Annotated in this window: 18 protein-coding genes; 11 read left to right on the top strand and 7 right to left on the bottom strand. The window is 53.8% G+C overall.

Annotation, left to right across the window (positions count from 1 at the left end; translation table 11 throughout):
• Positions 1–247: 247 nt before the first annotated feature.
• The 3 genes from EC840_RS18625 to EC840_RS18615 all read left to right on the top strand — a co-directional run bounded on the left by EC840_RS18625 (position 248) and on the right by EC840_RS18615 (position 4,093).
• The gene (locus tag EC840_RS18625) at positions 248–2,161 is read left to right on the top strand and encodes a PTS mannitol transporter subunit IICBA (RefSeq protein ID WP_132966562.1); all 1,914 of its coding nucleotides are present in this window, start codon (positions 248–250) and stop codon (positions 2,159–2,161) included.
• A gap of 98 nt (positions 2,162–2,259) precedes the next feature.
• On the top strand, positions 2,260–3,408 hold the full coding sequence (locus EC840_RS18620) for a mannitol-1-phosphate 5-dehydrogenase (RefSeq protein WP_132966560.1): 1,149 nt from the start codon (positions 2,260–2,262) through the stop codon (positions 3,406–3,408).
• A gap of 136 nt (positions 3,409–3,544) precedes the next feature.
• The gene (locus EC840_RS18615; protein WP_014411435.1) at positions 3,545–4,093 is read left to right on the top strand and encodes an MltR family transcriptional regulator; all 549 of its coding nucleotides are present in this window, start codon (positions 3,545–3,547) and stop codon (positions 4,091–4,093) included.
• A 130-nt stretch (positions 4,094–4,223) separates the two neighbouring features.
• Here EC840_RS18615 and EC840_RS18610 read toward each other — a convergent pair whose 3' ends face one another.
• Entirely contained in the window at positions 4,224–4,832 is a 609-nt protein-coding gene (locus EC840_RS18610; RefSeq protein WP_112287248.1) for a LysE family translocator, read from the bottom strand.
• 145 nt (positions 4,833–4,977) lie between these two features.
• Here EC840_RS18610 and EC840_RS18605 point away from each other — a divergent pair, with 145 nt between their 5' ends.
• Positions 4,978–6,477 carry a PLP-dependent aminotransferase family protein gene (locus EC840_RS18605; RefSeq protein ID WP_132966558.1) on the top strand — a complete coding sequence of 500 codons (1,500 nt, stop codon included), beginning with the start codon at positions 4,978–4,980 and terminating at the stop codon, positions 6,475–6,477.
• Positions 6,478–6,542: 65 nt separating this feature from the next.
• Positions 6,543–6,902: a YibL family ribosome-associated protein gene (locus EC840_RS18600; RefSeq protein ID WP_113876854.1), complete on the top strand. Its 360-nt coding sequence runs from the start codon at positions 6,543–6,545 to the stop codon at positions 6,900–6,902.
• A gap of 70 nt (positions 6,903–6,972) precedes the next feature.
• Here EC840_RS18600 and yiiM read toward each other — a convergent pair whose 3' ends face one another.
• From yiiM to fdhD, 6 genes are all read right to left on the bottom strand, one after another.
• On the bottom strand, positions 6,973–7,644 hold the full coding sequence (gene yiiM, locus EC840_RS18595; RefSeq protein WP_112291581.1) for a 6-hydroxyaminopurine reductase: 672 nt from the start codon (positions 7,642–7,644) through the stop codon (positions 6,973–6,975).
• A 109-nt stretch (positions 7,645–7,753) separates the two neighbouring features.
• Positions 7,754–9,700 (bottom strand): methyl-accepting chemotaxis protein, encoded by a 1,947-nt coding sequence (locus EC840_RS18590; RefSeq protein WP_132966556.1) that lies wholly within the window; start codon positions 9,698–9,700, stop codon positions 7,754–7,756.
• 290 nt (positions 9,701–9,990) lie between these two features.
• Positions 9,991–10,611: a superoxide dismutase [Mn] gene (sodA, locus tag EC840_RS18585; RefSeq protein WP_113876859.1), complete on the bottom strand. Its 621-nt coding sequence runs from the start codon at positions 10,609–10,611 to the stop codon at positions 9,991–9,993.
• Between the two features lie 212 nt (positions 10,612–10,823).
• Complete coding sequence (locus tag EC840_RS18580; protein ID WP_132966555.1) at positions 10,824–11,363, bottom strand: hypothetical protein; 540 nt, start codon at positions 11,361–11,363, stop codon at positions 10,824–10,826.
• A 54-nt stretch (positions 11,364–11,417) separates the two neighbouring features.
• The gene (locus EC840_RS18575; RefSeq protein WP_129637757.1) at positions 11,418–12,740 is read right to left on the bottom strand and encodes an AAA family ATPase; all 1,323 of its coding nucleotides are present in this window, start codon (positions 12,738–12,740) and stop codon (positions 11,418–11,420) included.
• A gap of 53 nt (positions 12,741–12,793) precedes the next feature.
• Positions 12,794–13,636, bottom strand: coding sequence for a formate dehydrogenase accessory sulfurtransferase FdhD (gene fdhD, locus EC840_RS18570; protein ID WP_132966553.1), 843 nt, complete (start codon positions 13,634–13,636; stop codon positions 12,794–12,796).
• A gap of 144 nt (positions 13,637–13,780) precedes the next feature.
• On the opposite strand from fdhD, the gene fdnG reads away from it, so the two are divergent.
• From fdnG to EC840_RS18540, 6 genes are all read left to right on the top strand, one after another.
• The gene (fdnG, locus tag EC840_RS18565; protein ID WP_113876865.1) at positions 13,781–16,828 is read left to right on the top strand and encodes a formate dehydrogenase-N subunit alpha; all 3,048 of its coding nucleotides are present in this window, start codon (positions 13,781–13,783) and stop codon (positions 16,826–16,828) included.
• A 12-nt stretch (positions 16,829–16,840) separates the two neighbouring features.
• On the top strand, positions 16,841–17,752 hold the full coding sequence (gene fdxH / locus EC840_RS18560; RefSeq protein WP_132966551.1) for a formate dehydrogenase subunit beta: 912 nt from the start codon (positions 16,841–16,843) through the stop codon (positions 17,750–17,752).
• Positions 17,749–18,402 carry a formate dehydrogenase cytochrome b556 subunit gene (gene fdoI / locus EC840_RS18555; protein ID WP_132966549.1) on the top strand — a complete coding sequence of 218 codons (654 nt, stop codon included), beginning with the start codon at positions 17,749–17,751 and terminating at the stop codon, positions 18,400–18,402. Before fdxH ends, fdoI begins: the two co-directional genes overlap by 4 nt.
• Positions 18,399–19,304, top strand: coding sequence for a formate dehydrogenase accessory protein FdhE (gene fdhE / locus EC840_RS18550; RefSeq protein ID WP_132966547.1), 906 nt, complete (start codon positions 18,399–18,401; stop codon positions 19,302–19,304). The genes fdoI and fdhE overlap by 4 nt, the downstream gene beginning before the upstream one ends.
• An 85-nt stretch (positions 19,305–19,389) precedes the next feature.
• Positions 19,390–20,031 (top strand): glutathione S-transferase, encoded by a 642-nt coding sequence (locus EC840_RS18545; RefSeq protein ID WP_132966545.1) that lies wholly within the window; start codon positions 19,390–19,392, stop codon positions 20,029–20,031.
• A gap of 101 nt (positions 20,032–20,132) precedes the next feature.
• On the top strand, positions 20,133–21,671 hold the full coding sequence (locus EC840_RS18540; RefSeq protein ID WP_112291565.1) for an aldehyde dehydrogenase family protein: 1,539 nt from the start codon (positions 20,133–20,135) through the stop codon (positions 21,669–21,671).
• The last annotated feature ends 125 nt before the right edge of the window (positions 21,672–21,796 follow it).

The raw sequence follows: 21,796 nt of genomic DNA, 5'->3' as shown, positions 1-21,796 counted from the left end.
TTACAGGGTGTTTTTGTGATCATGATCACCAAAAATGAGGGGGTGGTGGCCGTATACGTGTGATCTCCGTCACGGGCTGCCGGGTGGCTACGCGAGGCCTATAATCACGTGGTAGAGTCCGCCTCGCAGACAGCAATTCGACGGACGGATTTTTAAAGCAGTGGCACAAAAACCGAAATAACCGTCACCGATAATTAACTGATATCACGCGCTCTATTGTCAGCGCGTATCAATAGGGGTGCGTTTTATGTTTTCACCAGACGTTAAGATCAAAGTTCAAAACTTTGGTCGCTTCCTGAGTAACATGGTAATGCCCAACATCGGCGCGTTTATCGCCTGGGGTATCATTACTGCTCTGTTCATTCCTACCGGCTGGATCCCTAATGAAACATTAGCGAAGCTGGTTGGCCCGATGATCACTTATCTGCTGCCATTGCTCATCGGTTATACCGGTGGTCGTCTGGTCGGTGGTGACCGTGGTGGTGTGGTCGGTGCAATCACGGTTATGGGTGTTATCGTTGGTGCGGATATGCCAATGTTCCTCGGCGCAATGATTGCAGGTCCGCTGGGCGGCTGGTGCATCAAGCGTTTCGACCGCTGGGTTGACGGTAAAATCAAAAGCGGCTTCGAGATGCTGGTTAACAACTTCTCTGCCGGTATTATCGGTATGCTGCTGGCGATCCTGGCCTTCCTGGCGATTGGTCCGCTGGTAGAAGCGCTGTCTAAAGTGCTGGCTGCAGGCGTGCACATCATGGTTATTCATAACCTGTTGCCGCTGGCCTCTATCTTTGTTGAACCGGCGAAAATCCTGTTCCTCAACAACGCCATAAACCACGGTATCTTCTCTCCGCTGGGTATCCAGCAGGCGACTGAAACCGGTAAATCAATCTTCTTCCTGATCGAAGCGAACCCGGGTCCGGGTATGGGCGTCCTGATGGCGTACATGTTCTTCGGTCGTGGTAGCGCTAAGCAATCTGCTGGCGGCGCGGCAATCATCCACTTCCTGGGTGGTATCCACGAAATTTACTTCCCGTACGTTCTGATGAACCCGCGCTTGTTACTGGCGGTCATTCTGGGCGGTATGACTGGCGTGTTTACCCTGACCCTGCTGAACGGCGGTCTGGTGTCTCCGGCTTCTCCGGGTTCCATCCTGGCCGTGCTGGCGATGACGCCAAAAGGTGCGTACTTCGCTAATATCGCGGCCATCGTGGCAGCCTTTGCGGTGTCCTTCGTTATCTCTGCTTTGCTTCTGAAAACCACCAAAGCGAAAGACGGCGACGATCTGGACGAAGCAACACGCCGTATGCAGGACATGAAAGCCCAGTCTAAAGGCGGCAAACCTGCTGCTGCAGGCGTAGCAGGCGACCTGTCTACCGTACGTAAAATCATCGTAGCCTGTGACGCCGGTATGGGTTCCAGCGCAATGGGTGCCGGTGTTCTGCGCAAAAAAGTGCAGGATGCAGGACTGACCAACATCAGCGTCACCAACAGCGCCATCAACAATTTGCCTGATGATGTGGATCTGGTGATTACGCACCGCGACCTGACTGAACGCGCCATGCGTCAGGTGCCACATGCGCAGCACATTTCGCTGACCAACTTCCTCGACAGCGGCCTGTACACTGACCTGACTTCCCGTCTGGTGGAAGTGAACAAAGCCAGCCAGTACAAAGAGAAAGTGACGACGACGCTGGGCGACAGCATCGTGGCAGACAATGAAAACGAAAACCTGTTCCGTATCAGCGAAAGCAATATCTTCCTCGGCCTGAGCGCTGGCACGAAAGAAGAAGCGATTCGTTTTGCGGGTGAGCAACTGGTGAAAGGCGGGTATGTTCAGGCAGAATATGTCGACGCGATGCTGGCACGTGAGCAGCTGACCTCGACGTATCTGGGCGAATCCATCGCTGTGCCACACGGCACCATCGAAGCAAAAGACCGTGTACTGAAAACCGGTATCGTGTTCTGCCAGTATCCGGCGGGTATCCGCTGGGGCGATGATGAAGATGACCGCGCACGTCTGGTCGTCGGTATCGCAGCACGCAATAATGAGCACATCAACGTGATCACCAAACTGACCACGGCGCTGGACGAAGACGGTGTTATCGAGCGTCTGGCGAACACCACCAGCGTTGAAGAAGTACTGACTATTCTACGCGGCTGATACTGAGCAGTTAATCGAAAAGTAATTACTAAGCGGGTCTTGCGAGACCCGCTTGTTGATTCGGAGCCCGGTGCTCCTCACGATTTGAAGGAATAAATATGAAAGCATTACATTTTGGTGCAGGTAACATTGGTCGCGGTTTTATCGGTAAATTACTGGCTGATGCCGGGATTGAACTGACGTTTGCCGATGTCAGCCCTGCCTTGCTGGATGCGCTGAACAGCCGCAAAGGCTACGACGTGCACGTTGTCGGTGAACAGGCCACCGTTGAGCCTGTCAGTAATGTGAATGCCGTAAACAGCGCCGGTCAGGATGCCATTAACCTGATCGCCGAAGTTGATCTGGTGACCACTGCCGTCGGCCCGACCGTGCTGGAAAAAATCGCGCCAAACGTGGCTAAAGGTCTGGTTCTGCGTCATCAGCAGGGCAACGAAGAGCCGCTGAATATTATCGCCTGTGAAAACATGGTGCGCGGGACCAGCCAGTTCAAACAGCACGTATTCAATGCGCTGCCGGAAGATGAAAAGGCCTGGGTTGAAGCGCATATCGGTTTTGTCGATTCCGCCGTAGACCGTATCGTCCCACCAGCGGCAGCCGGTACTACCGATCCGCTGGAAGTCACCGTTGAAACCTTCAGCGAATGGATTGTGGATAAAACCCAGTTCAAAGGTGAATTGCCACACATCGCCGGTATGGAACTGACCGATAATCTGATGGCATTCGTCGAGCGTAAACTGTTCACCCTGAACACTGGTCACGCGATCACCGCGTATCTCGGTCAGCAGGCCGGTCACGCGACAATCCGTGATGCAATCCTGGACGAGAAAGTGCGTCTGGTGGTTCGTGGTGCGATGGAAGAAAGTGGTGAAGTGCTGATCCGCCGTTACGGTTTTGACCCGGAAAAACATTTCGCCTACATCGAAAAAATTCTGACCCGTTTCGAAAACCCGTACCTGCATGACGACGTTGAGCGCGTTGGCCGTCAGCCACTGCGTAAACTGAGTGCAGGCGACCGTTTGATCAAACCGTTGCTCGGCACGCAGGAATACCGCCTGCCGAACGACAATCTGATCAGAGGGATTGCCGCCGCGATGCATTACCGCAGCGAGCAAGATCCGCAAGCTAAAGAACTGGTAGAATTGCTGGAGAAAGTCGGGCCAAAAGCCGCCCTCGCCCAGATTTCAGGTCTGCCAGAAGATGGCGAAGTTGTGGCGAAAGCCGTCGCTCTCTACGAATCGATGCACTAATACTGCGTTTATTTTGATTTCGCCAACACCAGGCAAAGAAAGCCCTGTCGGGCAGGATGTTTCTGCCCGACATGCGCGCATCATGGATGACGCCAGGGGCGCTGTCAGCATCGGCACTTTACTGCAAGTAAGCCCTATGGAAAAAGCTCAGGCGTTTGAAAACCGTGTACTCGAAAAGCTCAATGCGGGTAAAACCGTGCGCAGCTTTTTGATGACTGCCGTGGAATTACTGGCCGAAGCGCTGGATATTCTGGTGGTGCAGGTTTTTCGCAAAGACGATTACGCGGTGAAATATGCGGTCGAACCGTTACTGACCGGCACCGGTCCGCTTGGTGATTTGTCGGTGCGTCTCAAACTGATTTATGCGCTGGGTGTGATCAGCCGTCATGAATATGAAGATGCGGAATTACTGATGGCGCTGCGTGAAGAGCTGAATTACGACGGCGAAGAGTATCGTTTTACTGATGATGAAATTCTCGGCCCGTTCGGTGAACTGCATTGTGTGACGGAACTGCCACCGGCACCAACGTTCCTGAAACCGGGAGAAGCTGACGAATCGCTGATCGCCATGCAACGTCAGCGTTACCAGCAAATCGTCCGCTCCACGATGGTTCTTTCCGTGACCGGGCTGATCGCCCATATCAGTAATCAGCAGCCTTCCAGGCTTTCTCCGGTGCAAAAATAAATCCTCGTCATACTTAGAGCCACAGATGCGTTGGCTGCGTTCAGTCACCCGAATCACTTACTTGAGTCAGCTCATCGGGACTCCATCACTTGCCGCTTTCCTGCAACCCGAACTATTTTGGGGATTCGTTTTAGTTAAGCGCATGGCGCACTTCACCGACCAGCAGCCACAGTGCGGTTAACGCCATCATGCCGCCCATGATCGTGTTGAACATCTTCAGTTTCCATTCCACACGTAACGCCTGACGTAACCTGTCACCCATCACTACCCAGACCAGAATGCACGGCAGATTGATCAGCGCGAAGCCGAGGCAAATCAGCAGCGTGTGATGCAGCATATTGCCATCCGGCGGGGTAAACAGAATCGCTACGTTGGTCGCCATCAGCCAGGCTTTCGGATTCACCGCCTGAAATAACGCGCCATTAATCATATTCATCGGCTGTTGTTTTTCGCCTTCTTTCGGCGAGCCTGAACGGTAAATTTTCCACGACAACCAGAACAGATACGCGCAACCGATCGCCGCCATCGGCAGGCGCACGACCGTCATCCAGCTGAGTAAAATCGCCAGCATAGAAGTCATCAGGGCGCACTGCACCACGCAGCCGAGAGTTATCCCCAGCATCATCGGCACGCTGCGGCGCAGCCCGAAATTCACCCCGGAAGCCGCCAGCAAAAGATTGTTCGGGCCTGGCGTAATTGACATCACGGTGACGTAACTGACAAAAGCGGTATCTATCATTTTAGTTTTCCTGCATCCCCTGTTTTCCAGACAACCAGAGTAAACAGTGAACAGGAAAGGTAACAGAACCAGAAATACGCTATTGTCATGGTTACAGATTGTGTAACTAAAAACTGTATCCATCACTTTTCACGGAACTGACACCATGACTGACACTGCGGATTTCAGCTACACCCGATATAACCAGCTGGCGGAACAACTGGCAGATGCCATACGTCGTGGCACACTCGCGCCCGGCAGCCGTTTGCCATCGGTGCGGCGCAGTGCGCAAACCTGGTCAGTCAGCATCAATACCGTGGTGGCGGCTTACCGGCGGCTGGAAGATCGCGGGTTTATCGAGGCGCGTCCGCAGTCCGGATTTTATGTCCGTGCAGCATTGCCTGCGCTGACTCATCAGACACACGAACAACCGCAGACGCCCGCCGCAGAACCGGCAGATGAAGTGCTGGATTTGATCGACAAAGTTTTCGCCTCGCAAATCGACCCGACGTATACCAATCTGTCGCTGGCCTGCCCGCAGTCGAATGACTTTTATCCGACCGGAAAGCTCGGGCGAATTATGTCGTCTTTGCTGCGCCGCCAGCCAAATCTCATCGGGCAATACGCGTTGCCGCCGGGCAGTCCGGCGTTACGCCAGCAAATCGCCCGCCGTGCGCTGACGCTCGGCATGATTTTAGAACCCGCCGACATCACGATTACGCACGGTTGCATGGAAGCGTTACAGCTGGCGCTGCGCGTCACTACCAAACCGGGCGACAGCGTCGGGCTGGAAACGCCGACTTATTTTTATCTGCTGCCGATGCTGGCGAGCCTCGGGCTGAAAGCGGTGGAAATCCCGACCGATCCGCAAACCGGTTTATCGCTGGATGTGCTGGAAATGCTGCTCACTGAAAAGCGACTGAATGCGGTGATCGCCATGCCGACGGCGCAAAATCCGCTCGGCTTCACTATGCCGCTGGCAGCGAAGAAACGGCTGGCACGCCTGATGAACGATCATCAGGTACCGCTGATTGAAGACGGGCTTTACGCTGAAATTCAGTTTGGCGCAACGCTGTCTCCGGCGGTGAAATCTTTTGACCGTGACGGCTGGATCCTGTTTTGCACCAGCTTTACCAAAACGCTGGCGCCTGATTTTCGCATCGGCTGGGTAGAAGGCGGGCGCTTTGCCGATAAGCTGCATAAACTCAAAGCGGTGTCGTCGATGGCAGAATCGGCGTTGCTTTCTCAAACGCTGACGGTGTTTCTGGAATCGGGCGGTTATGACCATCATCTGCGGGCTTTGCGCAAACGCTACGCATCACAGGTTGAACAGGCGCGCGCGCTGATCGCCCGCCATTTCCCGCAGGGAACGCGTGCCACACAACCGGCGGGTGGCTTTGTGATTTGGGTCGATTTCCCGCCGGGCGTTGATTGCGTCACGCTGTTCCGCCAGTTGCTGAAAGATAAAATCTGCATGACGCCGGGACAACTGTATTCGCCGAGCGGTCGCTACAGTAACGGCCTGCGCTTGTCGTGTTGTTATGTTTTTGATACCCGTTATATTTCGGCGATGATCCGCATTGGCGAGCGCGCCTGCGAGATGTGTGGTTTACCGCCCGGGCTGGCAGAAACGCAGGAGCAAGCTGAAGAATCGCGCACTTCCTGATACACTGACGGTTATTATTCCCAATTTACAATCGTGCCCGCTGCGGCATGAACGGATCTGAAATCATGAAAGAAGTCGAAAAAGCCGAGATCAAGCGTCTCAGCGACATGCTGGATGCACTGAATCACAAAGATGCGACCGTTATTCAGGCAGGTAATGCTGAACTGATCGACAAGCACGAAGAAGAGAAAGAAAAGCTGGCTGCCGAGATCGCGCGTCTGAAAGATGTGCGTGTGAAAAAACTCAGCACCGAAGCGCAGAAACTGGAAAAGCTGTTCAGTCGTGAAATCACCAAGAAAGAACAGGCTGATATGGGCACGCTGAAGAAAACCGTACGCGGTATCGTGGTGGTTCACCCGATGACTGCACTGGGCCGCGAAATGGGCCTGAAAGCGGTGACCGGTTTCGCGAAAAAAGAATTCTAATGTAACTTTTCCTCCCCCTTCGCAGGGGGAGGAGCAAAGAAAAACCCCGCCAGCTACACCCGATGTGTTTTTACTTCCCAAACAATCTCCGCCCAAAATCCTCAATCTTGCGATTCACCAGACGCATTTGCATGGTTTTACTCCAGCTTGCTGAAATCCCTGCCGCAGACATCAGACGCCGGTACTGTTCTTCATCGAACGGCATATGAAACGCGATAGAAATTGCTTCGGCGACGGAGACTTCACTGTTGCGCGTCAGCAGCTCCAGCGGACGATCGCCACTGGTTTTTCCTGTGCCCACGACGCGATATAACCAACCGCAGCGGCCGCTTTGCTGCAACAGTGGCGACAGATTCTGGCAATCGAGAAAATGGTTCAGCTTGTAGCAGGGTGCGCGAGGCTGCGTGACCTGAATCAGCGTTTCGCCCCAGCGGAAAATATCGCCGATAAATACGTTATCTTCGGTCATGCCGAGCGTGGAAAGGTTTTCGCCAAAAGCGGGCGGATGGAAACGATCTTCTTCTTCGGGAAACTGCTGGCGCAGCCAGGCGTAATGCTCGCGGGGGAAATGGCACAGCGCGCGGTCAGCACCACCGTGATATGACTTTTCGGCCTGCTGATCGCCTTCCAGCCCGAAAGGCGTTAAGGCGATGCCGCCATCGACCTGACGTTTGGCAATCGCACTGGGTGAGAAATCGGGATATTGCTCGATGGTACCGATGTACACGTCGGGATAATGCATAAGCTCTCCGCTGCTGAAATGTCACTCACACCAGCATAACCTGCATTGGGCAGCGGGAATAGAAGGAATACCTGCGCGCAATCAGGGAACTGCGCGCAGTAAAGAGGGGTCAGAACGTTTCCCAGTTTTCCTGGCTGGTTTTGCCTTGTACCGGCGGCGCGAGAGTCGGGCGACGAAGCGGGGCGGACTCCGGTGCGTTCAGCATATTGCCGTTCCCGGCGAGACGGAATACCGAAACCGCCTGCGTCAGCGTTGCGGCCTGATCTTCAAGAGAATCAGCGGCAGCAGACGACTGCTCAACCAGCGCGGCGTTCTGCTGAGTGGTGCTGTCCATCTCCACAATCGCCTGTGATATCTGCGCGATACCCCGGCTTTGCTCGTCAGACGCGGAGGCAATTTCACCCATAATATCGCGAACATGCGAGACGGATTTCACGATGTCCTGCATCGTGCGCCCGGTATTTTCCACCAGTCTGGCACCGGTACTGACGCGTTCAACCGACTCGGCAATCAGCCCTTCAATCTCTTTTGCCGCCTGCGCGCTGCGTTGCGCCAGTGTGCGGACTTCAGAGGCCACCACGGAGAATCCGCGTCCCTGTTCACCGGCACGCGCAGCTTCAACCGCGGCGTTCAGTGCCAGAATGTTGGTCTGGAAAGCGATGCCGTTAATGACCGAGGTAATTTCGGCAATGCGTTTTGAGCTGCCGGAAATCTGCTGCATGGTATCCACCACTTCGCCAACTTGCTTGCCGCCAAGCGTTGCCGTGCCTGAGGCTTCACTGGCCAGTTTGCTGGCGTGATGGGCGTTATCGGCATTCTGTTTCACCGTCGCGCTCAACTCTTCCATGCTGGCAGCGGTTTCTTCAACGGCCGCCGCCTGCTGCTCGGTGCGTGAGGAGAGATCGGTATTCCCCGCAGCGATTTCAGCTGCGGCGTGGGACACCTGTGAAACGCCGGAGCGGATTTCATAAATCATGGTGCTGAGATTCTGGCTCATCGCGGCGACTGCGTTCATCAGCATCCCCAGCTCGTCACGACGTGTTGTCGGATGTGCGGCGGTCAGATCACCCTGCGCAATAGCTTCGGCAGTTTTCAGGGTATCGCGCAGCGGCTGGGCAATCTGGCGGGTAATGCGCCACGCAATGATGATGCCAGCCAGCATCACAATCAGTGTAATCACCATCATGATCATCTGCGCATGGCTGATATCCAGATGCGTATTTTCCAGTTCATTTTTGAAGATTTTCGCCACCAGAGCATTCATTTCTGTGGCTTTTACCGACAACAGCTGGGAGTTTTTCTGCTCTTCTTCATAGGCGGGCATATACGCCACAACGTGGCTTTTATACGTCGCCAGCGCGCTCATCAGCGGGGCGAGAGTGGCCTGCTGATTCGGTAACAGCAGCGCATTCAGCTTTTTGGCATTCGCTTGTGTGTCATCAATCGACTGCAACAGCTTGGCTTCGGATTCTTTGTTAATGCTCAGCAACAGGCCGCGCACGTTATAACGCACGCTGATCAGTTTCTGAATCACCTCAGCCAGAGAAAGACGGATGGAAGGATCGGCATCTTCCACGCGCAACTGATCCTGTAAACGCGTCACCACGGCTTCAGTTTCGGAAAGGTTCCAGCTCGCGCGAACGGCATCCTTCTTATCGACAGCCAGCTTAAAGGCGTCCTGAGCCTGCTGATATTCGTGGATTTTAACCGGCACCTGATTGAGTTCTGCCAGACTCGCCGCATCCCACTCCAGCTTGTCTTTCGACTGGGCAATCAGCTGCGAAAGTGCGCTGATTTTGTCCTGGTTTTGTTTGAGATAAGCGGGATCGTAATTGAGCTGATACAGCGTGCGGCTGAGACGGGCTTCGTTTAACAGCGCATTCATCTGGTTGCTGAAATCGACTTTTTCAGCTCGCTGGCTGATGTCGTTAAATTTGATCATCCCTGCCACGGTGATGGCCACGGCGATCAGAAGTACCAGCCCGAAGCCCAGACCCAGTTTGGTGCCGACCTTGAGATTATTCATCCACTGCGAAAGACCTGTTCCGTTGCTCATGTTCATTCTCCGTCGAACATCCCTTTAAAATTAATAAGTGATTTTGTGACGCCTTTGTGAACAACCTATCGGTGGACTTAAGAGAAACTTTATAGGGAACGGCGCGTATTTTTGATTAATGCGAGCGGGATCGGATAAGGGCAGAGGGGAAATGAATAATTGGCAATAAAACAGTGATCAGGCTTAGGTCTTTACTCAATAAAGAGTACATGAAAATGGACATAAAAAAGGCGGGTCAGTGACCCGCCATTGGCGAAAACATCGTGCCCGTTAAGGGCGGTAAAGCGAAATTACTTCGCTTCAGCCAGACGTTTTGCTGCTTCGTCCCAGTTGACAACATCCCAGAAGGCTTTGATGTAATCAGGGCGTTTGTTCTGATATTTCAGGTAGTAAGCGTGTTCCCAAACGTCCAGACCCAGCAGCGGGTAACCGGATGCGCCTGAAACAGCTTCGCCCATCAGCGGGCTGTCCTGGTTAGCAGTAGAAACAACGGCCAGTTTGCCGTCTTTCAGAACCAGCCATGCCCAACCTGAACCGAAACGAGTGGTCGCTGCTTTCTCAAAAGTTTCTTTGAAAGCGTCAACGCTGCCGAAATCGCGTTCGATAGCAGATTTCAGTTCGCCCTGCAGGGTGGTGCCGGTTTTCAGGCCTTTCCAGAACAGGCTGTGGTTAGCGTGGCCACCTGCGTTGTTACGCAGTGCAACTTTCTTGTCCGCAGGCACTTTGTCCAGGTTTGCGATCAGCTCTTCAACAGGAAGTTTTGCCAGTTCTGGCAGGCTTTCCAGTGCAGCGTTCGCGTTGTTCACGTAAGCCTGGTGGTGTTTAGAGTGATGGATTTCCATCGTTTCTTTGTCGAAATGCGGTTCGAGTGCGTCGTATGCGTAAGGCAGTGATGGCAGTGAATAACTCATGTTCATCGTCTCCATAGTGTAGGGCGGCACCGTCATTGTGAGCACCGCGTAATCAGTCGGATCATTATAGTTAATTAAATGATATTGAAAATGATTATCTATGCTCCACCCTTTGTACGGGTACTCGTAAGCGCCTGTTATACGGGGCTTAGAACCAGATAACCGCAAACAATCCTAAATTGTCTAAAGGCACGTGAAGCTTAGAGGTTCTTTTAGCTGTTCTTGATGAAATAGCGATAACTGAAGTCATCTAAGAGTTCTGTTTCCGGATTTCTGCGCTGAAATAATTGCGCTTCCCGTTTACGACGCGCAGTACGGATATCCAGATTTAATCCATATAGCTCAAGAGTAACACGTGCTCTGTGACAGTTTTCCGCGCTGGCGAGCGGGGACACTTCAATTTCACCTGTCAGGTAATTTGCCACGAAGTAATCATCAAAATGATATTCGAGGTCATCAGGATTGAGCAGTGCGGGATCATATCGGTTACCTTTTTCACTCTGACAGCGGTCGCAGCAGGGATAAAGATTCTGCCAGTGGAAAGCCAGTTCCGGAAAGGCTTGGCGCTCCTTGGGCTTGAAATGTTCGATGGTCTGGCGGCTTTCAGCACCGGTCAGTCCGTCGCAAAACGCACAATGCTGAAGGCTTGCGTCGAATAACTTTTGACGGACATTTTCATAGCATTTTGGTGAATACCAGCGGAAACCTTTGTCGCCAGAGCAATAACGATCTGTCCATTCTTCCCAGCGCAATGCCAGACAGGGCGGGGAAGCATCCCTGATAAATGTGTACATGCAAAAACATCCTTATTTTGCTTTGGTCAGTCGGGCAATCTGGCGCATCTCCATCAGAATGATGGCGTCGACCTCTTCACTTATTTCACTCACTTTTTCAGCACAGGCTTTCAGTGCGCGAATATCCTGCGGATCTTTCAGGTAGGCATTTCGCAACTGATAAAAATGCTCCAGTTGTCTTTCAGTTTCGACATCAAACTGTTCCTTAACTTCAAAAATCTCTTCCAGAATCACCGAATAACTCTTACCCCCCGCTGACTCCGTCGGCTCAATCACTTCAGCAATATGCGGGTCGCGACACACCAGCCGTTGCGGATCCGGCAGGCGGTAAACCCAGGCATCTTCCACAGAGCCGACGACAAACGGCGAATGCGTAGAAACAAACACCTGCGCATTGGGCAGCAGTTTCTGAATTGCCGGAAGAATGCGGCGCTGCCATTTCGGATGCAGATGAATATCCACTTCGTCGAGGAATAAGATGATGGGTTGCGAGAAGATATCTCGCTCTTCTTTCCAGGGAATGGCTTCGAGGCGCAGGGCAAGATCGGCGATCCAGCCGATAATGGATTTCAGGCCGTCGGGTAAAACGTTAAGGGATAGGTTTTCACTATTCATCTTCAACGTCACAGCAAGCCGCGGTGTACGTTCTAAACGGAACACAACATCTAGATCGCAAACCGTTTTAACAAACTGGCTGATGCGGGATAACGCAAGGTCGTACTTTTTGCCTTCTTCTAATTCACCGTCCTGATTTGCTAATGCCGTTTTGGTTCGGTTGTTGGCAATCCATTGGGCGACAATTTTTGGTCGAACCGTAGAGTTGAAAGACAGCGCATTTTCGAAAGGAGAGGCGGTGATCTCTTCGATAGTTGAAATATCGAATGCTTCATAAGGATTGGCTTGGCCGGAATAAGCAAATGCAGCGAAATGAAAGTTCGAAGGACGGTTAAGGAATGCTTTTGCAGATTGGTGGTATTCATAAATAATTTCTGAATAGCTTGAATCAGAATAACCAATGCTGTCACTACCTTGAGCCAGGAACTTATACCCGCTATATGAACCGTTTTGATGGTCAAACAAATAATGAATTCGGTTGTCTTTTGTCGCCAGCCGCGAATTAATTAAAGACATGTCCCCCATTGCTTCATCAAACACCGCCGCCAACGCATACAGCAGCGTACTCTTCCCGCAACCGTTCGGGCCGGTGAAGATATGGATCTCTGCCTTTTCGGCATCCGCTTCTGCGCTTTTAATCGGTGGGAAATCAAAATGCGTATTCTCGAATACGCCGACATCCCTGAGAGTTATGCTTTCCAGTCGGTACGGCTGCCGCATTTGATTTCCTTATTATTATTCTGATGGAGAACTGTTCAAATTCTGCGCTGAGTTTACCTCAGACGCTGCGGATGCGTATACACCGTTGCCCGTCCCGGTTTGCTGAAACCGACCAGCGTCAGGTTACATTTTTCGGCGACGTCTACCGCCAGCGTGGTGGCGGCGGAGACGGCAAACAGAATTTCGACACCGCACATCGCGGCTTTCTGCACCATTTCATAGCTGGCGCGGCTCGACACCAGCGCGGCACCGGATTGCCATTCACTTTGTTTTTCACGCAGGCCAAGCATTTTATCCAGCGCCACGTGACGTCCCACGTCCTCGCAGCCACCCAGTAAGTCGCCCTGCGAGGTTATCCACGCGGCGGCATGCGTACAGCCGGTCAGCTGACCGATTTCCTGCACGGATTTCAGCTTATTCAGCGCGTTATCCAGATTCGCCAGCTCAAACGTTTGGGTAAACGGCAGCGGGGCGAGCGGGCGGAACAAATCGCCTAGCTGTTCGATGCCGCACACGCCGCAGCCGGTTCGGCCTGCCATGGCACGACGACGCTCTTTCAGCCCGGCAAAACGGCGGCTCGATAATTCGATGTTAACTTCAATACCGTTACAGTTTGGTGTTACGTCCAGCCCGAAAATATCTGTAGCCGATTCGATAATTCCTTCCGACAGCGAAAACCCCAGCGCAAAGGCTTCGAGATCTTTCGGCGACGCCATCATTACCACATGTGAAATTCCGTTATAGACCAGCGCAACGGGCACTTCTTCTGCAATCCAGTCGTCTTCCAGTTCGCCAGGATGTGTGCGCTGCATCACCGGTTTTTGACTGGCTCCGATGATCTGAGTCACTTTTTTATCATCTTTTTCGCTCAGTTCTTTTACTTGATGGACATCCATTGGCAATAACCTTATAAACATTCCGGCTACATAAGCCGTACAAACTGTCAGGACTTTAGGTCTTAATTTTACCGCTTCCGCATCTGCAACGGAAAGCGGCAATTTGAAAGCAATGTGTTAACAAATGATGGGAAGGAGTCTTTCATGCAAGTCAGCAGAAGACAATTATTCAAAATATGTGCGGGCGGTATGGCCGGCACTACCGCAGCATTATTGGGGTTTGCCCCGACAATTGCGCTGGCGGAAACCCGCCAATATAAACTGCTTCGCTCGCGTGAAACCCGCAACAACTGCACGTACTGCTCAGTCGGTTGCGGCATGTTGATTTACAGCCAGGGCGACGGCGCGAAAAACGTTACTGAAAATATCTTCCACGTAGAGGGTGACGCCGATCATCCGGTCAGTCGTGGCTCGTTGTGCCCGAAAGGCGCAGGCGTACTGGATTACATCCACAGCGAAGGCCGTCTGAGATATCCGGAATATCGCGCGCCCGGCGCCGATAAATGGCAGCGTATAAGCTGGGATGAGGCGATTTCCCGTATCGCCCGCCTGATGAAAGATGACCGCGACGCCAACTTTGTCGAGAAAAATGAAAACAACGTCACGGTTAACCGCTGGCTGACCACCGGCATGTTGTGTTCGTCCGCGGCCAGTAACGAAACCGGTCTGCTGGATCAGAAATTCACCCGCGCGCTGGGCATGGTCGCCATCGACTGTCAGGCACGTCTGTGTCACGGTCCGACCGTCGCGGCATTAGCGCCAAGCTTTGGTCGCGGTGCGATGACCAACAACTGGGTCGATATCAAAAACGCCAACGTCATTTTGATTATGGGCGGAAACGCGGCAGAAGCGCATCCGGTCGGATTCAAATGGGTGATTGAGGCGAAAACCAAAAATAACGCCAAAGTTATCGTCGTCGATCCGCGTTTCAACCGCAGCGCCGCCGTGGCCGATATCTATGCGCCAATCCGCGCCGGTTCGGACACCGCTTTCCTGCTCGGCATGATCAACTACCTGATTACGCATAATAAAATTCAGACCGAATATGTCAGGGAGTACACCAACGCCAGCCTGCTGGTGCGGGAAGATTATGCCTTTAACGATGGCCTGTTCAGCGGCTTCGACGCGACGAAAAAATCCTACAACAAAGAAAGCTGGCACTATCAGCTGGATGAAAACGGTCTGGCGAAACAGGACAAAACTTTGCAGGATCCGCGCTGTGTCTGGAATCTGCTGAAAGAGCATGTTTCCCGGTACACGCCGGAACTGGTGGAGCGTCTGTGCGGCACCTCGAAAGAAGATTTCCTGCTGATCAGCTCTATTCTGGCAGAAACCTGCGCGCGCGATAAAACCTCGACCATTCTGTATGCGCTGGGCTGGACGCATCACACCGGCGGCGCGCAAATCATCCGTTGTGCGGCGATGATCCAGCTGTTGCTGGGCAATATCGGCATGCCTGGCGGCGGCGTGAATGCGCTGCGCGGTCACTCCAATATTCAGGGTTACACCGATCTCGGTTTGCTCTCGCTGAATCTGCCGGGCTACATGCCTTTGCCTTCGGAAAAACAGACGAATTTCAGCGATTATCTGCAACAGATCACACCGACACCGCTGGTGGACGGGCAGGTGAATTTCTGGAAAAACACGCCGAACTTCTTCGTCAGTATGATGAAAAGTTTCTGGGGCGATCATGCCACGGCGGAGAACGACTGGGGCTTTGACTGGCTGCCGAAATGGGACAAAAGCTACGACGTGATGCAGCAAGCCGAGCTGATGACTGAAGGCAAACTGAACGGTTATATCGTGCAGGGCTTCAACCCGCTGGCGGCATTCCCGGACAAAAACAAATCCTCGCGCGCGCTCTCAAAACTGAAATACATGGTGGTGATCGACCCGCTGGTGACCGAGTCCTCGAACTTCTGGCAAAACCACGGTGCGATGAACGACGTGCAGACCGCCGATATTCAGACCGAAGTGTTCCGCCTGCCGTCTTCCTGTTTTGCGGAGGAAAACGGTTCGATTGTGAACTCCGGCCGCTGGCTGCAATGGCACTTCCAGGCGTCTGAGCCACCGGGTGAAGCGCTGCACGACGGCAAAATTATCGCGCGCCTGTTTATGAAACTGCGCGAGCTGTATCAGAAAGAAGGCGGTGCCAATCCGCTGCCGGTGATGAATATGGCGTGGGATTATCAGGATCCGCTCGACCCGCTGCCGGAAGAAATCGCCCGCGAAGCCAACGGCAAAGCGCTGGCAGATATCCATGACGATCAGGGCAATCTGCTGGCGAAAAAAGGTCAGCAGATTTCGACCTTTGCCCATCTGAAAAACGACGGCAGCACCGCCAGTTTCTGCTGGATTTACGCCGGTAGCTGGACAGAAGCCGGTAACCAGATGGCGCGCCGCGATAACGCCGATCCTTCCGGTCTGGGCTGTACATCCGGCTGGGCGTGGTGCTGGCCGCTGAACCGCCGCATTCTCTATAACCGTGCCTCCGTTGACCCGCAGGGTAAACCGTGGGATCCAAAACGCGAAATCATCCGCTGGGATGGCGCGAAATGGACCGGCTTTGATGTCCCGGATTACAGCGCGGCGGCGCCGGGCACCGGCGTGGGTCCGTTTATCATGCAGCAGGAAGGCGTCGGGCGTTTATTTGCCACCGACAAAATGGCCGACGGCCCGTTCCCTGAGCATTACGAACCGATTGAATCACCGATTGGCACCAACCCGCTGCATCCGGCGGTGATCTCCAATCCGGTCGCACGTATTTTTGCCAGCGATTTGCCGAATATGGGCACTGCCAAAGACTTCCCGTATGTGGCGACCACTTATTCGATCACCGAATTGTTCCGCCACTGGACCAAACACGCGTTGCTGAATGCCATCGCGCAGCCTGAACAGTTTATCGAGATCGGCGAAGGTCTGGCCTCCTCGAAAGGCATTGCGCAGGGCGATGAGGTGAAAGTCTCCTCGAAGCGCGGATTCATCGTGGCGAAAGCCGTGGTGACCAAACGCATCAGGCCGCTGACCATCGACGGTAAGCACGTCGACACCATTGGCATCCCGTGCCACTGGGGCTTTGAAGGCGCGACGCGTAAGGGCTATTTAGCCAACACGCTGACCCCGTCAGTCGGTGACGCTAACTCGCAAACGCCGGAGTTCAAGGCGTTCCTGGTTAACGTGGAAAAGGTCTAACGGAGGCGAATTATGGCAATGCAATCACAGGACATACTTCGTAAGTCCGCAACAAACGGGTTCACGCCTGCACCGCGTGCCCGTGACCATCAGCAGGAAGTGGCGAAACTCATCGATGTCACCACCTGCATCGGCTGTAAAGGCTGTCAGGTCGCCTGTTCTGAATGGAACGACCTGCGCGATGAAGTGGGTATCAATACCGGCGTGTACGATAACCCGATGGATCTCAGTGCGAAATCCTGGACGGTGATGCGTTTCTCGGAAGTGGAACAAAACGGCAAGCTGGAATGGCTGATCCGCAAAGACGGCTGTATGCACTGCGCCGATCCGGGCTGTCTGAAAGCCTGTCCGGCGGAAGGCGCAATTTTGCAGTACGCCAACGGCATCGTCGATTTTCAGTCAGAACATTGTATCGGCTGCGGTTACTGCATCGCCGGTTGCCCGTTCAACGTTCCGCGTATCAACAAACAGGATAACCGTGCCTACAAATGCACGCTGTGCGTTGATCGCGTGAGCGTCGGCCAGGAACCGGCTTGTGTGAAAACCTGCCCGACCGGCGCAATTCATTTCGGCACCAAAACCGCGATGCAGGATCTGGCCGCAGAACGCATCAGCGAACTGAAAGGCCGCGGTTTTGAGCACGCCGGTTTGTACGATCCGCAGGGCGTCGGCGGTACGCACGTGATGTACGTGTTGCATCACGCCGACAACCCGCAGCTGTATCACGGCCTGCCGAAAGATCCGGCGATCAGCGCCGCAGTCACTTTATGGAAAGGTGTCTGGAAACCGCTGGCTGCAGTCGGCTTCGCGGTAACCTTCGCGGCGGCAGCCTTCCACTTCCTCGGCGTGGGTCCGAACTACGTGAAAGAGGAAGAGCACGCAGAAGAAGGCGAAAAACATGACGATGAGGAGAAACGTCCATGAAAAAAGAGAAGTTAATCCAGCGCTATAACCTGGTCGAACGCCTCAATCACTGGATTGTTGCCTTTTGTTTTGTGACGCTGGCGCTCAGTGGGATCGGCTTTTTCTTCCCGTCGTTTAACTGGCTGATGAACGTTTACGGCACGCCGCAACTGGCGCGTATCCTGCATCCGTTCTTCGGCGTGGTGATGTTCGTCTCTTTCCTCGGCATGTTCTTCCGTTACTGGAAGCACAACCTGCCGGAAAAAGACGACCTCGTGTGGGCGAAAAATATCGACAAGGTGCTGACCAATCATGAAGTCGGCGACACAGGTCGCTATAACTTTGGTCAGAAATGCGTGTTCTGGGCGGCGATCAGCTGTCTGATGCTGCTGATGGCAAGCGGCGTGATTATCTGGCGTCCGTGGTTTGCTGATTTCTTCCCGATCCCGCTGATCCGTCTGGCGCTGCTGGTGCATTCGCTGGCCGGTATCGGGCTGATTCTGGTGATCATCATGCACGTCTACGCGGCGACCTGGGCGAAAGGCTCGATCGCAGCGATGACCGGCGGCAAAGTGCCGGTGTCATGGGCGAAGTATCATCATCCGCGCTGGTATCGTCAGGTGCGTGATGAAGAGCTGAAAAAAGAACAAGACCAGAGGAAAGCCGGATGAGCATCCAGATTGTTCCACAGGACGAACTGGCAGACGGTAAAAACGCGGCGGGAAACATTCCGCCGGTACTGTTCGCCAATCTGAAAACGCTCTATCAGCGCCGCGCCGATCGTCTGCGCGCGCTGGCAGAAAACAGCCCGCTCGACGGGTATCTTAATTTTGCTGCGGCGATATGCGATGCCCAGCAGCGCGTGCTGAAGGAATTTCCACTCAGTATCGATCTGAGTGAGGAATTAGAGAAAGCCGCCGGTAAACCACCGCTCGATTGCGCTCTGTTTCCGCGAACGCCGCACTGGCTGACGTTGCTGGATGCGCTGATTGCTGTCCTGAAACCGGGCGCTTCTGAGCCGGTGCGTGCGGTGCTGGAATGTCTCGAACAATCCCCGAACCTTCAGCGTGAAATGATGGCGACAGAACTGCTTTGCCAGGATTTCAAACACGTTCCGGCTGACAAAGCGCCATTTATCTGGGCGGCGCTGTCCCTTTACTGGGCGCAGATGGCGGCGCAACTTCGCGGCGTCGGACGTGCGGATTACGGTGAAAATCGCCAGTTCTGCCCGGTCTGCGGCAGTATTCCTGTGTCTGCGGTGATCAATGCCGGTGGCCTGCGCTATCTGCACTGCAATCTGTGTGAAAGCGAATGGCATGTGGTACGGGCGAAATGCAGCAACTGCGACGAGATGGAGCATCTGAATCTGTGGTCCATCGACGACGAACAGGCAACGGTGAAAGCCGAAGCCTGTGATGATTGCGGCGCTTACCTGAAACTGATTTATCAGGATAAAGACCCGCAGGCTGACGCTGTGGCGGATGACCTTGCCACGCTGCTGCTCGATGACCGTATGGAAGACAAAGGTTTTTCCGGCAGCGGCATCAACCCGTTCCTGTTTCCCGCAGAGTAACCTGTAAATCTGGCAGCCGTGACTGGTAAACCCCGGCATGGCTGCTAGCTTTAAAAGAGGTTCCGGCGAAAACGAGGAGGGTGTGATGAAGTTGATCGGCAGCTATACCAGCCCGTATGTGCGCAAGATTTCGGTGATGTTGCTGGAAAAGGGCATCCCGTTTGATTTCATTAACGACATGCCCCATGAACCGGGCTGCAAAATCACCCAGTTCAATCCCCTCGGAAAAGTCCCCGCGCTGGTCGCCGACGATGGCGAAATTTTCTATGATTCCCCGATCATTGTGCAGTTCATTGAGCTGATGAATGTCGCGCCCACGCTGTTGCCGTGGCAGCCGCTGGAAGCATTACGTGTTAAGCAAATCGAAGCGCTGGCCGATGGCGTGACGGACGCCGCCGTGGCATTAGTGCTGGAAGGGCGTCGCGATGCCGATAAGCGTAACGAAGCCTGGATTTTGCGTCAGCGGGAAAAGTTGCTGCGCGGACTGGATGCGCTGGAAAAACATGCCGCCAGCCGCACGCTGCTCAATTCTGAAAGCCTGAATGTGGCTGATATCGCCGTCGCCTGTTGTCTGGGATATCTCAACTTTCGTCGTATCGCGCCGGGCTGGTGCGTCGAACATCCTGAGCTGATAAAGCTGGTCGAACGCCTGTTCCAGCGTGAGAGTTTTGCACGCACGACGCCCCCCGGAAGCGGTAACGCCAGCGTGGCAGCAAAAAAGGTGTGAGGCCGCTCGAAGAGTTCTCTTTACATCCCGCCGGTTCGATTTTCACTGCCTAAACTTTATGCAGCGCTCTGCTACAACCTGCTGCATAAAGGAGTTCCATCATGGCTTATGATAAAAATCCTCATGCCGTCAAACCGGAAGAATACGGTTTCCCGCTCAAACTCAAAAAACAATACGACAACTTCATTGGCGGCGAATGGGTCGCGCCGGTAAAAAAAGAGTATTACGACAATCTGACACCGGTGACCGGCGAAGTGCTGTGTAAAGTCGCCAGTTCCAGCACCGATGACGTCGAACTGGCGCTGGACGCCGCCCATAAAGCCAAAGATGAATGGGGCAAAATGCCGGTGCAGCAGCGCGCAAACCTGTTGCTGAAAGTCGCCGATCGCATGGAACAAAACATCGAACTGCTGGCAAACGCCGAAACCTGGGATAACGGTAAACCTATCCGCGAAACCAGCGGCGCGGATGTGCCGTTAGCCATCGACCACTTCCGCTATTTCGCCTCCTGCGTGCGTGCGCAAGAAGGCGGGATCAGCGAAATCGACAGCGAAACCGTCGCCTATCACTTCCACGAACCGCTGGGCGTCGTGGCGCAAATCATCCCTTGGAACTTCCCGCTGCTGATGGCTTGCTGGAAAATGGCACCGGCGCTGGCGGCAGGTAACTGCATCGTGCTCAAACCGGCCAAGCTGACCCCGCTTTCTGTGTTGCTGCTGATGGAACTGGTGCAGGACATTCTGCCTGCGGGCGTCATCAACGTGGTTAACGGCGCGGGCGGTGAAATCGGTGAATATCTGGCGACGTCCAAACGCATCGCCAAAGTGGCCTTTACCGGTTCGACCGAAGTCGGCCAGCAAATCGCCGGATATGCCGCACAAAACCTGATCCCGGCGACGCTGGAACTGGGCGGTAAATCCCCGAATATCTTCTTCGCGGATGTGATGGATAAAGAAGACGAATTCTTCGACAAGGCGCTGGAAGGCTTTGCGCTGTTTGCCTTCAATCAGGGCGAAGTCTGTACCTGCCCGAGCCGTGCGCTGGTGCAGGAATCCATCTACGAACGCTTTATGGAGCGCGCCATCAAACGCGTTGAAGCGATCAAAACCGGTAATCCGTTAGATATGGAAACGCAGATGGGTGCGCAGGTGTCTGCCGGTCAGATGAAAACCATTCTGGATTACATCGAAATCGGTAAGAAAGAGGGCGCGGAAGTGCTGACCGGTGGCGCGAAGAAAAAACTCGAAGGCTCGCTGAATGAAGGTTATTACCTGCAACCGACGATTTTGCTGGGTAAAAACAACATGCGTGTTTTCCAGGAAGAGATCTTCGGACCGGTGCTGGCGGTAACCACCTTCAAAGATATGGATGAGGCGCTGCAAATCGCCAACGATACGGCGTACGGGCTGGGAGCGGGTGTCTGGAGCCGTGACGGCAACGTGGCGTATCACATGGGGCGCAACATTCAGGCGGGCCGTGTCTGGACCAACTGCTATCACGCCTATCCGGCGCATGCGGCGTTTGGCGGCTACAAACAGTCTGGTATCGGGCGCGAAACTCACAAGATGATGCTGGATCACTATCAGCAAACGAAATGTCTGCTCGTTTCTTATTCGAGTAAACCGATGGGGTTATTCTAAGTTTTAACGGGGCTATTTTGCTTGGTATTTTGAACCCGGGCTGTACTCAGAATCCTCACGTACTCTGTGTACGCTCCGGTTCTTCCGTGCAGTCCGGGTCCAAACTCCCTGCGCCAATAACGCCC

The sequence above is a fragment of the Rahnella sp. JUb53 genome, from assembly GCF_004346065.1.
In the GTDB taxonomy this organism is placed as follows: domain Bacteria; phylum Pseudomonadota; class Gammaproteobacteria; order Enterobacterales; family Enterobacteriaceae; genus Rahnella; species Rahnella variigena.
The sequence above is the reverse complement of the archived record's forward strand: the minus strand, read 5'-3'. Positions and strand labels throughout refer to the sequence as shown.

Excerpts from the sequence above, each read along its gene's own strand:
- fdhD (WP_132966553.1), bottom strand. The coding sequence starts at position 13,636 with ATGGATGTCCATCAAGTAAAAGAACTGAGCGAAAAAGATGATAAAAAA.
- EC840_RS18575 (WP_129637757.1), bottom strand. The coding sequence starts at position 12,740 with ATGCGGCAGCCGTACCGACTGGAAAGCATAACTCTCAGGGATGTCGGC.
- EC840_RS18605 (WP_132966558.1), top strand. The coding sequence starts at position 4,978 with ATGACTGACACTGCGGATTTCAGCTACACCCGATATAACCAGCTGGCG.
- EC840_RS18540 (WP_112291565.1), top strand. The coding sequence starts at position 20,133 with ATGGCTTATGATAAAAATCCTCATGCCGTCAAACCGGAAGAATACGGT.
- fdhE (WP_132966547.1), top strand. The coding sequence starts at position 18,399 with ATGAGCATCCAGATTGTTCCACAGGACGAACTGGCAGACGGTAAAAAC.
- yiiM (WP_112291581.1), bottom strand. The coding sequence starts at position 7,644 with ATGCATTATCCCGACGTGTACATCGGTACCATCGAGCAATATCCCGAT.
- fdoI (WP_132966549.1), top strand. The coding sequence starts at position 17,749 with ATGAAAAAAGAGAAGTTAATCCAGCGCTATAACCTGGTCGAACGCCTC.
- sodA (WP_113876859.1), bottom strand. The coding sequence starts at position 10,611 with ATGAGTTATTCACTGCCATCACTGCCTTACGCATACGACGCACTCGAA.
- fdnG (WP_113876865.1), top strand. The coding sequence starts at position 13,781 with ATGCAAGTCAGCAGAAGACAATTATTCAAAATATGTGCGGGCGGTATG.
- fdxH (WP_132966551.1), top strand. The coding sequence starts at position 16,841 with ATGGCAATGCAATCACAGGACATACTTCGTAAGTCCGCAACAAACGGG.
- EC840_RS18610 (WP_112287248.1), bottom strand. The coding sequence starts at position 4,832 with ATGATAGATACCGCTTTTGTCAGTTACGTCACCGTGATGTCAATTACG.
- EC840_RS18625 (WP_132966562.1), top strand. The coding sequence starts at position 248 with ATGTTTTCACCAGACGTTAAGATCAAAGTTCAAAACTTTGGTCGCTTC.
- EC840_RS18600 (WP_113876854.1), top strand. The coding sequence starts at position 6,543 with ATGAAAGAAGTCGAAAAAGCCGAGATCAAGCGTCTCAGCGACATGCTG.
- EC840_RS18615 (WP_014411435.1), top strand. The coding sequence starts at position 3,545 with ATGGAAAAAGCTCAGGCGTTTGAAAACCGTGTACTCGAAAAGCTCAAT.
- EC840_RS18545 (WP_132966545.1), top strand. The coding sequence starts at position 19,390 with ATGAAGTTGATCGGCAGCTATACCAGCCCGTATGTGCGCAAGATTTCG.
- EC840_RS18620 (WP_132966560.1), top strand. The coding sequence starts at position 2,260 with ATGAAAGCATTACATTTTGGTGCAGGTAACATTGGTCGCGGTTTTATC.
- EC840_RS18590 (WP_132966556.1), bottom strand. The coding sequence starts at position 9,700 with ATGAGCAACGGAACAGGTCTTTCGCAGTGGATGAATAATCTCAAGGTC.